At 50.5% G+C, this 11,739-nt stretch carries 10 protein-coding genes; 4 read left to right on the top strand and 6 right to left on the bottom strand.

Annotated elements, in window-relative coordinates:
- Nucleotides 1-32 precede the first annotated feature (32 nt).
- Together lon and LBQ00_09630 are read right to left on the bottom strand one after the other, a co-directional pair.
- Nucleotides 33-2,375: an endopeptidase La gene (gene lon / locus LBQ00_09635; GenBank protein ID MDR2019098.1), complete on the bottom strand. Its 2,343-nt coding sequence runs from the start codon at nt 2,373-2,375 to the stop codon at nt 33-35.
- 20 nt (nt 2,376-2,395) lie between these two features.
- Nucleotides 2,396-3,760: an aminopeptidase gene (locus tag LBQ00_09630; GenBank protein ID MDR2019097.1), complete on the bottom strand. Its 1,365-nt coding sequence runs from the start codon at nt 3,758-3,760 to the stop codon at nt 2,396-2,398.
- Between the two features lie 269 nt (nt 3,761-4,029).
- Between LBQ00_09630 and LBQ00_09625 the strand changes: the two genes are divergently transcribed.
- Both LBQ00_09625 and LBQ00_09620 read left to right on the top strand, forming a co-directional pair.
- Nucleotides 4,030-5,262, top strand: a complete 1,233-nt coding sequence (locus LBQ00_09625; protein MDR2019096.1) for a L,D-transpeptidase family protein — start codon at nt 4,030-4,032, stop codon at nt 5,260-5,262.
- A 151-nt stretch (nt 5,263-5,413) separates the two neighbouring features.
- Nucleotides 5,414-5,689, top strand: a complete 276-nt coding sequence (locus LBQ00_09620; GenBank protein ID MDR2019095.1) for a hypothetical protein — start codon at nt 5,414-5,416, stop codon at nt 5,687-5,689.
- A gap of 83 nt (nt 5,690-5,772) precedes the next feature.
- On the opposite strand, the gene LBQ00_09615 is transcribed toward LBQ00_09620, so the two are convergent.
- Genes LBQ00_09615 through LBQ00_09600 form a run of 4 tightly spaced genes read right to left on the bottom strand, consistent with a single transcriptional unit; the run spans nt 5,773 to nt 9,401 of the window.
- A complete protein-coding gene (locus tag LBQ00_09615; GenBank protein ID MDR2019094.1) occupies nt 5,773-6,870 on the bottom strand; it encodes an ABC transporter ATP-binding protein in 1,098 nt (365 codons plus the stop codon).
- A gap of 58 nt (nt 6,871-6,928) precedes the next feature.
- The gene (locus LBQ00_09610; protein MDR2019093.1) at nt 6,929-7,627 is read right to left on the bottom strand and encodes an ABC transporter permease; all 699 of its coding nucleotides are present in this window, start codon (nt 7,625-7,627) and stop codon (nt 6,929-6,931) included.
- A gap of 6 nt (nt 7,628-7,633) precedes the next feature.
- Nucleotides 7,634-8,488: a substrate-binding domain-containing protein gene (locus LBQ00_09605; GenBank protein MDR2019092.1), complete on the bottom strand. Its 855-nt coding sequence runs from the start codon at nt 8,486-8,488 to the stop codon at nt 7,634-7,636.
- 40 nt (nt 8,489-8,528) lie between these two features.
- Nucleotides 8,529-9,401 (bottom strand): substrate-binding domain-containing protein, encoded by an 873-nt coding sequence (locus LBQ00_09600; GenBank protein ID MDR2019091.1) that lies wholly within the window; start codon nt 9,399-9,401, stop codon nt 8,529-8,531.
- Nucleotides 9,402-9,633: 232 nt separating this feature from the next.
- On the opposite strand from LBQ00_09600, the gene LBQ00_09595 reads away from it, so the two are divergent.
- Both LBQ00_09595 and LBQ00_09590 read left to right on the top strand, forming a co-directional pair.
- Nucleotides 9,634-10,497 carry a helix-turn-helix transcriptional regulator gene (locus LBQ00_09595; protein ID MDR2019090.1) on the top strand — a complete coding sequence of 288 codons (864 nt, stop codon included), beginning with the start codon at nt 9,634-9,636 and terminating at the stop codon, nt 10,495-10,497.
- A gap of 54 nt (nt 10,498-10,551) precedes the next feature.
- The gene (locus tag LBQ00_09590) at nt 10,552-11,385 is read left to right on the top strand and encodes a 50S ribosomal protein L11 methyltransferase (protein MDR2019089.1); all 834 of its coding nucleotides are present in this window, start codon (nt 10,552-10,554) and stop codon (nt 11,383-11,385) included.
- Nucleotides 11,386-11,739: the final 354 nt, after the last annotated feature.

Raw genomic sequence — 11,739 nt, 5'->3', positions numbered from 1 at the left:
CGAACTGACCGGGGCACCGTCTTGAAGGGGGCCTACTTTTGGTTGCGGTCGAATAGTATTTTGATCACGTCGTCCATATCCTTCACGGGAAGGAATTTCAATTTCTTTTTGACATAGTGCGGGATTTCGGAAAGATCCCGCTTGTTTTCCTTAGGGATGATTACTTTTTCCATGTTCGCCCGGAGCGCCGCGAGGGTCTTCTCCTTGAGTCCCCCGATGGGCAGGACTCTTCCTGTCAGGGTGATCTCGCCTGTCATGGCAATCTTCCTGTCGAGCGGTCTGTTCGTCATGGCGCTTATGAGGGCGACGGCCATGGTGATCCCCGCAGAGGGACCGTCTTTCGGAATAGCCCCCTGGGGCACGTGAATGTGCGCCTCCAAGGTATCGAATATCTCTTTGCTGATACCGAGCGCTTCCGCCTTTGACTTGATATAGGTGAGCGCTGCCTGGGCCGACTCCTTCATTACGTCGCCCATGCTGCCCGTAAGGGTAAGATCCTTCTTCCCTTTTCTGCATGATGCCTCAATGTAGAGCAAGTCTCCCCCTGATTCCGTCCATGCGAGGCCGCATGCAACGCCGACTGTATCGTATTCCATACCAGATTCAGGCGGGTATTTGGATACACCAAGGTAGGAGTGGAGATTCTTCACCGTTATCACCACGTCTCTTTCGTCTCCTTCGGCTATCTTCCTCGCCACCTTCCGCGCTATAGCGGCCACTTCCCGTTCCAGGTTCCGTAACCCAGCCTCTTTCGTGTACTCCTCAACAATTTTCTCTACCGCGTGGTCCACTATGCGGAGCCTCCTCTCTTTCAGGCCGTTCTCCTGAATCTGCTTGGGAATGAGGTATTTTTTGGCAATGGCAACTTTCTCTCTTTCCGTATAACCGGGCAGGTATATGGTCTCCATTCTGTCGTAAAGCGCGGAAGGAATGGTGTCGGTCCTGTTGGCTGTGGTAATGAACATCACTTTCGAAAGATCGAAAGGGATATTGAGGTAGCGGTCGCTGAAGGCGTAGTTCTGTTCGGGATCTAGGACTTCAAGGAGTGCGCTTGCAGGGTCCCCTCGAAAATCGGACCCGATCTTATCAATCTCATCCATCATAAAGACAGGGTTGTTCGTCCCTGCCTGTTTAAGGCTCTGAATGATCCTCCCGGGCATGGAACCCACATAGGTTCTCCTGTGGCCCCTTATCTCCGCCTCATCCTTCATACCCCCAAGGGATATACGGGAGAACTTCCTGTCTAGCGCCTTTGCGATGGATTTGCCGAGAGACGTCTTGCCCACTCCGGGAGGTCCCACGAGACAGAGGATGGGTCCCTTCAGTTCGCCTTTCAGTTTTATGACACTAAGGAATTCGAGAATCCGCTCTTTGACTTTCTCAAGGTCGTAGTGGTCTTCATCTAGTACCTCCTTCGCCCTTTTGATATCAATGTTATCTTTTGTGGATTTGCTCCAGGGCAGGTCCACGAGCCATTCCATGTAAGTCCTGAGCATGGCGGACTCAATGGCGTCGGGATGCATCATGTCGAGGCGTTCAAGCTGCTTGCGCGCCTCCTTTTCCACATCCTTGGGCATCTTGGCTTTTTTTATCTTTTTCCTCAGGTCCTCAATCTCCTCGGTTCGCTCGTCTACTTCTCCAAGCTCGGTCCTGATCGCCTTCATCTGCTCCCTCAGGAAGTATTCCCGCTGCGTTTTGGACATCTCCTCCTTGGCCTGGGAGAGTATCTTGGCCTGCATATTGAGGAGCTCTATCTCTTTCCCCAGTATTTCCGATAGCGTCTTAAGCCGCTCCACAGGATCGACGATTTCGAGCACTTCCTGGGCTTTGTCCACGGCGAGGCCAAGGTTCGCCGCCGCGATATCGGCCAGTTTTCCCGGCTCGTCGATCGTGTCTAAGACCATCAGAATATCTGGTGGGACCATCCTCCCCATGGAGACCACTTTTTCCATCTCTTCTTTCACGTATCGCATGAGCGCCTCAATCTCAAGGGTAATCTCCGTGATCAAGGGTTCTTCAATGGACTCGATTTTTACGAGGAACGTAGGGGTCTCCTGGACGTACTCCAGTATCCGGGCTTTCTTGATCCCTTGAATGAGCACCTTCACCCTGCCGTCCGGCAACCTAAGCATCCTCATGATTTGAGAAACGACGCCCACCGAATAGATACGTTCCGGCAAAGGGTCTTCGTCGGTCAGATCCTTCTGTGCGGTAACGATGATCAGCCTGTCCGTGGACAGAGATTTCTCGACTGCATTTATGGACATATCTCTTCCGACAAAAAGCGGAAGAATTACTGATGGATACATCACCATATCCCTGACGGGAAGCAAGGGTAGCATCAAAGGCATATCAAAATTTTCAAATTCCGTCATATTATAGTGTGCCTCCATGATTACGATTTAAAGAAAGCCAGGAAAGCTTTATATGTTTCATGTATATCGAGTTTACTTGATATTTCAAAAGGGGAATGCATCGCAAGGAGGGAAGGACCACAATCTATTGTATCCATGCCGTATTCGGCAAGGTACTTCGCCACTGTTCCACCTCCCCCCTCATCAATTTTACCAAGCTCTCCGGCCTGCCAGATGATGCCTTCAAGAGAAAATATTCTCCTTATATGGCCGATATATTCGGCATTGGCGTCACTTGCGCCTACTTTGCCTCCATGGCCCGTATACTTTGAGATACATATGCCCCGGCCGAGATAACATGCGTTCTGTTTCTCGTGGACATCTTGGTACATGGGGTTAAGGGCAGCATTTACGTCTGCGGAAAGGGCCCTTGATGAAAAGAGCATCCTCGCGGTTGTGGCCGCATCGGCTTTGATCCCCATTCCTTCAAGCACATCATAAAGGAACACCTCAAGCACTTTCGATTTCATGCCCGTGTTGCCTTCGGAGCCGATCTCTTCCTTGTCTGCAAACAGGGCGAGGCAGGCCTTCTCAGGCTTTGAAACATCGGCAACCGCCCGTAGAAGGGCGTATGCAGCCGACCTGTCATCCTGGCCGTAGGCGCCGATCAGGCTTCTGTCGAGGCCCACATCCCTAGCCTTGAAAGCGGGCACGACTTCAAGTTCCGCGCTGATGAAATCTTCTTCCACGATGCCGTAAATATCTCTCAGCATCTTGAGTATGGCCCTCTTGATCCCTGCCTTCCCCTCGCCAACAAGAGGGATACTGCCAAAAAGGACTGTCATTTTCTCTCCCTCAATGCCCGCGGAGAGGCTCTTCTCATCCTGTGTCTTCCGGGAAAGATGGGGCAGGAGGTCATCAATGGCAAATACGGGATCGTTCTCCTTTTCGCCGATCACAATGTCAACGGCCGTACCATCGGTTTTCACCACGACCCCGTGGAGTGCGAGAGGCATGGCTACCCACTGGTACTTCTTGATCCCCCCGTAATAATGGGTGCGTAGTAGCGCAAGATCCACATCTTCGTAAAGGGGGTTCTGTTTGAGGTCAAGGCGGGGCGCATCAATGTGGGCGGCTATGATATTAAGGCCAGAGGTCATGTCCTCCTTCCCGGGGACGAAAGCGAGAACAGCTTTGCCCTTATGGTTTAAGAACACTCTCCCCTTGAAAGAGGCTTTGCCGAAGCCAATCTCCGAGAGGAACCGGTCGATGAATCTCACCGCCTCCCGTTCGGTCTTCGCTTCGTCGAGGAACACCTTGTAGGCCTCGGCAAATTGGTATATCTCTTTTATATGCGCTCTGGATTTTCTCTTCCAGCCTGATTCCGTTATCATAATAATTATCATAGGATATCAGAATTATTGGCCGGAGTCAATGACCATATAAGAATGCAACCGGAGGGTCATGAATATAACCGCCCTTATTCATTAACGTTTCGCCTCCCCCACCCCAGAGACCCCGATCGTGCGTTACGCTCACTCAAGGTAACCATTCATTCTTTTGAAAATACTGTCAATATCTGGTATATACCTTTACCTGGTTTGGATGGACGCCTCTTTATCAGGCTGATGGCGTATAAAGTGTCACCCAGGACAGAAAAATTAAAGGACCTTGCGTGAACCGGATCTTAAGACTGTTGTCTTTTTGCGTATTCTTTATCATCCTGTCACTCTACGGATGTACCAGCATAAGAATCGCCAGCAAGGGGCCTGCAGCCTATCCAGAAAACCGTTTAGAACGGAATGATTTTTCAGTCTCAAGAGGAGGTAATGTCATAGGCAGGCTGGCGACAGTCAGGCTTGAAGACGGTGATACTCTACCCGATATGGCACGGCACTTCGGCGTGGGGGTGAATGCCATCAGCGCGGCAAATCCTGGGGTGGATATATGGGCGCCTAAAGCCGGAACGCGTATCATACTGCCCCTGAGTTTTATCCTGCCTGATACCAAAAAAGGTATAGTGATCAACCTGGATGCAATGAGGCTCTTTCATTTCAAAGGGAATTCGGTATCAACCTACCCGGTAGGCATTGGCGCCAAAGATCGGCCAACCCCCATGGGCCAGATGTATGTGACGCACAAGATCGTCAGGCCCACCTGGCATGTACCCGCCTCTATTGCAGAGGATCACAGGAAAAAAGGAGACCCCCTGCCTACCATAGTCCCTCCCGGACCGCTCAATCCCCTGGGAGAATACGCGCTATATCTGAGCAAGCCAACATACCTGATCCATGGCACCAATAAGCCAGCCAGCATCGGCCTTAATGCAACCAACGGCTGTATAAGACTCTACCCGGAACATATAGGGAAGCTCTATACGACCGCTCAGGTGAGGACGCCCGTATCCATTGTTCACCAGCCATACCTCATAGGCCGTCGAGGCAAGGTCATCTACCTGGAAGTCCATACACCCCCTGAAGACTCCGGCAAGGTATATGCGCAATTACAGAATATGGAAAAGAGATATGGCCGCACCCTCGACTGGCAAAGAGTAGAAGAAGCGCTTACGGAAGCCAGGGGGATTCCCATCCCTTTATCCGGGACGTGCAAAGAGATAGAGGTGACCCATCCTGAAAAACTGTACGGCGCCCCGGAGATACCGGAGCTTACAAGGGGATGGTATATCCTCGCCGCAAACGCCAATGACAGGACAGATGCCGTGAGGCTTGCCGCCATAATCAACCACCAAGGTCCGCAAATCCCGGCGACTGTGATGTCGACGCACGACAAACACCGCGTCATAGCCGGTCCTTTTACTAATATCTCAGAGGCTAAAGAGGCGAAAAAGCGCCTGAAGATAGATCTGGAGATAGACGGCATCGTGGTCGAGCCTGCCGGTAAGCAGTAAATTCCCTTCATCTCATCTTTCTTGATCGCAGTAAAATTCCTTCAAAACAGCCTTCGTATCCTCCCATATTCACACGTATCGTAACATGGCACGTGAATTGCTTGATGTGATATGGCTATCCGGCCAAACTGAATTATAAGGAGGTTATTGAATGAAGAAAGGGTTAATAATGATGCTGATGATTCTCGCTGTTGCCATGGTAGGTTGCGCGACAAGGGGCGACCTTGAGAGACTGGAAGCCCTGGAAATGCAGAATCGTGCGAAAGCCGATCAGGCGGCGATGGATGCCCAGGATGCCAAACTTGCGGCCGACCAAGCTGTGAAAAAGGCGGATGAAGCTGAACAGAGGGCGGCGGAAAGAGAAAGGATCGCAGACGAAAAGGCGAAGCGGGCTGACAATGCGTTCCACAAATCAATGAGGAAGTAAAACCTGATTTAAGGAAGAGGGAAGAGGCCTCCCTCTTCCATTCAGATGCAAAGATAGGGGTATGGTGCGATCGCCGCCTTTCGCTATCTGCTGGTTTTTACCACATGCACCGCCGTTGCCTTGAACGATGTCAGAACGGAGGAGCCTTCCTTAAGTTTCAGCCCCTCAATGGAACTCTTGGTTATATATGCGGTAACGGGAAATCCGCAGTCCATGGAGACCTTCTGGTAAGGTCCGAAGGCGATTATTTTTTCTATAGTCCCGGGGAAAGTGTTGCGCGCACTCGTCGGCGCCCCGGAGGAATCGGTTCTGATGGTCACATCCTCGGGCCGGACGAAAAGGAAGACTTTTTCCCCTGTAGTAACTTCGCCGATGGCCTCAATGCGCCGGTCTCCCACCGCAGCCGTGAATACGCCTTCCTCTCTGGTCAGCACGGTGCCCGGGAGAATCGTCTCAACCCCCACAAAAGTTGCTACAAATGGGTCCACCGGGTGGTTCATCACATTCTCCGGGGAGTCTATCTGGACGATACGCCCCCTGTTCATTACAGCAATCCTGCGAGAGAGCTGAAGGGCTTCCGTGCGGTCATGGGTGACACAGAGGGCCGTGGTTCCGGACTGGCGAAGGACAGCCTTGAGGTCTTCCACCAGTGCCTCCCGTGTAGGAGGGTCAAGAGCGGAAAAGGGCTCATCAAGGGCCAGTATGTCAGGTCTTATGGCGAAAGCCCTTGCGAGACTTACCCTCTGGGCCTCTCCGCCGGATATCTTCTTTGCCGACCGATCCTTTAGGTGGCCGATGCCGAAGAGGTCGAGGGCGTCGGTCGCTGCCTTATCGGCTTCCCGTCCTTTCACGCCGCGAAACCTGAGCCCTGCCACCACGTTTCTGAACACAGTGGTATTGAAGAGGAGCGGTTCCTGAAAAACCATGGTCACCTGTTTCCTGTATGCGGCAAAGGAGAGTTCCCGGTCTACCTCGGCGCCTCTGAAGAAGATTGATCCTTCTCTGGGCCTCTGCAAGGCACAAAGAGCCATGAGTAAAGTCGATTTCCCTGCACCGTTCGGCCCGATGAATGTAAGAACCTCTCCGCTGAATACCTGAAGGGACGGGACGTCAAGTACGGTCAAGCCTGCTCTCTCCACATGCAGGCCTCTCGCATCCAGTATGATTTCCCTATTGCCCATTTTCTACGTATCCAGTGTCTTAATCAATCCGGATCTTATCCCGTTATCCCGCACGCTCTCATCTGGCCCTCTCCCTTTGCTGCACATGGGTCAATATGAGGTTAACCGCATAGACCAGGATGAGAAGTATGATGCTCAGCGCAATGGCCACATCAAAGTTGCCCTTGCTTGTCTCCATGACGGTGGCGGTGGTGAGGACTCTGGAATAACCCTTGATATTGCCACCTACCATAATCGACGCGCCGATCTCAGAAATGACTCCTCCGAAACCCGCCATCACCGCAGCCAACAACGAAAGTCTGGCCTCTTTTATGAGGGTCCAGATCATCTGCAGTCTGCTCGCCCCCAAGGCCAGAATTTGAAGTCTCAGTCCCTTCGGAAGCTGCTGTATAGCAGCCACCGTGATACCCGTGACAATAGGTGTGGCGATGACCGATTGGGCAAGGATCATGGCAGACGGAGTAAAAAGCATCCCCAAGAATCCAAGAGGGCCGCTCCGCCAGAGAAATATGGTCACAAAGAGTCCTACCACCACAGGCGGCAGACCCATACCGGTATTGATAAGGCTCACCACGAAGCGCTTTCCGGGGAAAGAGGAAAGGGCAATGAGCGTCCCCAGCGAGACGCCCAGTACCGTACTAATCAACGTGGCTACCCCCGATACCTTGAGAGAGAGAAGCGTAATGCGCAGAACCTCGGGGTTGAGCGTAAAGATCAGTAAGAACGCTTTGAGGGCGCCCTCAAATATCAGATCCACTATATTTTATTTCCCCAAATCATCAACATTCCTGCCCGCGTCAGGGAAGAATAGTGGGGATCCGAACTTTTCAATCCCGAAACTCTTGATCATGCCCTGAGCCTCGTTGGAAACCATAAAATCGGCAAAGGCTTTACCACCGGGGGCATTAACCTTGGAGAATTTTGCCGGATTTATTTCAATCACATGATAGATGTTGAGAAGACCAAGGTCACCCTGGACCAGTATGTCAAGAGATAGGATCTTTTTCAGCGCCAGGAAGGTACCGCGGTCCGCGAGAGAATACCCAAGTTTCTCGGAGGCTACGTTCAAGGTCTGGCCCATGCCGAGTCCTGTCTGCTGATACCATTTCTCCTCTTCAAAATTGACAGAGGCTGCTTTCCATAAGGACTGCTCTTTCGCATGGGTCCCCGAGTTGTCACCCCTTGACAGGAAAAGGCTCTTTGTCGCGGCTATTTTCTTCATTGCCTCCGCTGACGATTTAACGCCCCTGATCTTCGCGGGGTCGTCCACGGGTCCGACAATTATGAAATCGTTGTGCATCACGAGCCGCCGGTTGATCCCGTAGCCGTCGGCCACAAACTTCTTCTCCGCTTCGGGAGAATGAACAAGAAGTACATCAGCCTCCCCTTTTTGCCCCATAGCCATTGCCTGACCGGAACCTACGGCAATGGTCTTTACAAAATAACCGGTCTTCTTTTCAAACGCCGGGATGATGACGTCGAGAAGACCGGAATCTTGCGTGCTCGTGGTAGTTGCAAGAATAACATTTTTGTCTGCGGAATGGGCATAAGGCCCAAAAACCACTGCCAAGACACATACTGCAAACAAGACCCCCACGATTACAGAAATTCGTTTCATGTATAACCTCCTAATTTTTTTCGCTCCAAGAAAGTGAAGATCACCGATGCTCCCGCCACTGCTTCGAATTAGGGAAGAAAAGCGGACTGCCGAACTTATTTTTTCCAAAGTCACGGATGATTTTCTGCCCACCATCGGGAGACACAAGCCACTCTATGAAGACTATTGCCCCTTTATGATTCACACCCTTAACTCTTTTAGGGTCCACGGGAATTACGCTTATATAATTGAGCAAGGCTTCATCCTTCTCTACAAGAACCATGAGACTAACTTCATTCTTTATCGAAAGAAATGTTGCGCGGTCCATTACCGTGTATGCGCCCCTCCGGTCCGCATAGCGAAGAGTGGATACGTTTCCTTCAAAACCATTTTCATAGACCACATACCAGGACCCCAAGGGGGTTATTCCCGCTTTGGCCCATAATTCCATCTCAGCCACATGGGTTCCAGATCTGTCTCCCCGTGTCACGAACAGAGCTCTTTTCTCCGATATCTTCCTTAGGGCGTCAACCGCCCTGCCCTCTCCCCGGATACCCGCCGGGTCATCGGAAGGTCCAACGATCACAAAGTCATTGTACATGAGATCGATCCTTTCGGTTCCAAACCCGTCGCTTACGAATTTCTCTTCAAGAGCCTTCGCATGGACCATAACAAGATCGATATTTCCCTTTCGTGCGAGATCAAGGGCAGCGCCTGTCCCCGCCCCGACATGGCGCACCCTGATCCCCGACTCTTGTTCGAACCGGTCTTCCAGGAGGTCCACAATGCCTGCGTCAATGGGGCCGATGGTGCATGCCCAGAGGATAGGACTGAGGTCTTGAGCCCTTAGAGCGAAGGGAACCATAAGCCCAATACTGACAAATATGACCCATATCAAACTTATTAGACCTTGTTTTCTATATATTTTTATCATAAACCTTATTTATCTCCTAATAGATGTTATTTCCTCATTTTTTATTAAAATATCCCAAAATACTGATAATTGCAAGCTTTGTTTAAATCTCCTATCGGCGCTTTTACGCTGCTTTGGCTGAAAACTTAAGTTTTTCAGAACCTATCGAAATCTATTATTTTTTATTCAACATTTGTACGGTACTGTATTGCAATTTGCGACTTTTGTATTTTATAATCATTCTATGGAAATAATGTCAGCTCGAGACCTCTCGAGATACCTCAAGATAAACGAAAAGAAAATTTATAAGCTCGTTCAGGAAGGCAAGGTTCCTTCCATGAAAATAGGCGGGAAAATAGCATTTGTTAGAGAGCTAATTGACAAATGGATCCTTGGGAATACTGAGTGGGAACAACAGCTCTTTGTCGCGGGAAGTGACGACATTCTACTAAGAAATATAATAGATGCCTATAATAGTCTCCATGGAGGACTCGTTTTCTATGCCCCCGTGGGCAGCATCAATGGTCTTAAGGCTTTGCAGGACAGTAAGGCGACTATGTCGTGCGTGCACATCCTGGAAAGCGCGAAAAAGGAAGAAGACGTCTCGTATCTTGAAAAGTATCTCGGCGGAAGCGAATATTTCGTGATACAACTGTTCCTTAGAGAGCAAGGTTTGATGGTCCCCAAGGGCAATCCCAAAGTTATCAAATCCCTCCAGGATATCACGATAAAAGGCGCAGGGTTCGTGAACAGGAACCAAGGTTCGGGGACACGGCTCCTTCTTGATTTTCTTCTAAGGGAGGCCAAAATAGAGCCCATGAGCCTAAAGGGTTATGGGACCGAAGTCGACACCCATATTCAGGTAGGTCTTAGCGTATTGAAGGGGCTTGCGGATGTGGGGTTCGGAATCAGGCATGTGGCCCACATGCTCGGTCTTGATTTCGTATTTCTTTTCAAGGAAAGATTCGATGTAGTAATCCCGAAAGAACGCTATTACAGCTCTCACGTAAAGGCATTTCTGGCGTTCTGTGAACAGTCCGCGCTTCTGCCAAATGTTAGGGACTTTACAGGATATGACCTCGACAAAATGGGGAAGGTCGTATTCCCCCGTGGTTAGAAGTATCCTCTGTAGCCTGAATAATAAATCTGCTTCTCGAGAGTACCTCGTTTTGTGAAAAATAGAACCCCACAGTACAGAACACGAATAGAATTACTGGTAGAGAAGGGCGTCGAGGAACTGTTGCCTGACTCATTCTATCACCTTTCAGACTCGGGAGTATGGATGGAAGAGAAGAATGAGGTCATCACAATGCGGTTCTATCCGGAAGACAGCGATGCCTTCCTGCGAGCCCTAAAGGACTCGGACCTTCCCGTATTGGAAGTTCACACGGAACAGGAAGAGCTGAAAGATTACAACGCCCTCACGAAACAGTATTTCCGCCCCATTAGGATTGAAGGTCTTACCATTCTCCCTCCTTGGAGCAAGAGGAAACCAATCGGTCCGTCGCTTGTTATTGAGCCTGGAATGGCGTTTGGCACAGGAAGGCATGAATCTACGAGGCTCATGATCAAAATAATGAGGTCTCTTGATTTCAAGGGCGCTACTGTTCTTGATCTTGGATGCGGCTCGGGAATACTTTCCCTCTATGCGGCGCTTCTGGGCGCAAAGACCGTCGTAGCAGTGGACAACGATCTCGACACGGTGCTCAATGCCCGGAAGAACGTGACCCTCAATGAAGCCCGCGATATAGAACTCGTCTGCGCCGACCTGACCCATGTCAGGGGATCATACGATGTGGTGCTTGCGAACCTCGACATAAGAACCTTTACCGCCCATGTTCCCATAGTCACGGCCTTCACAAGGCCCGCCTCAAAAATCGTCGTCTCTGGCATATTGGGCCGCGATCGTATGAAGCTCATCTCCCTCTTCAAGCCTCTGGAACTGATTCGAATTGAACAGAAAAATTCGTGGAGGGGGTTTCTTTTTGAAGTGAATAGCGAATAATCGAAAGGCATCCCTGAGAAACAGTCGTTTGTCGCTGGTGAGAAGCATGGAATGGATAACATAGAGGGAAGAAAACTTGCCTGGCCTGTCGAATTTTAGGCGATGGGTGACTTTGCCAGGCAAGTCAAAGAAACTCTCCTGCTCCGGCTGACCCATCTCAATAATCAAAAAGGAATGAATAATGGATATCCGTGCGGCCTGATCAAGTGCGAGGGATACAGACCAAGACAGCCCGGCATGGAAGCTGTCGACAATTCTGTCGACGCCAACTTGCCGTTTCGACATTCATTGTCCGAGAATCAAGAAGATGACACTCTGTTTTGGAAGATAACTTCAACCATTCCAAATCTTTGC

This window comes from Syntrophobacterales bacterium, assembly GCA_031274925.1.
Classification (GTDB): domain Bacteria; phylum Desulfobacterota; class Syntrophorhabdia; order Syntrophorhabdales; family Syntrophorhabdaceae; genus PNOM01.
The sequence above is the reverse complement of the archived record's forward strand: the minus strand, read 5'-3'. Positions and strand labels throughout refer to the sequence as shown.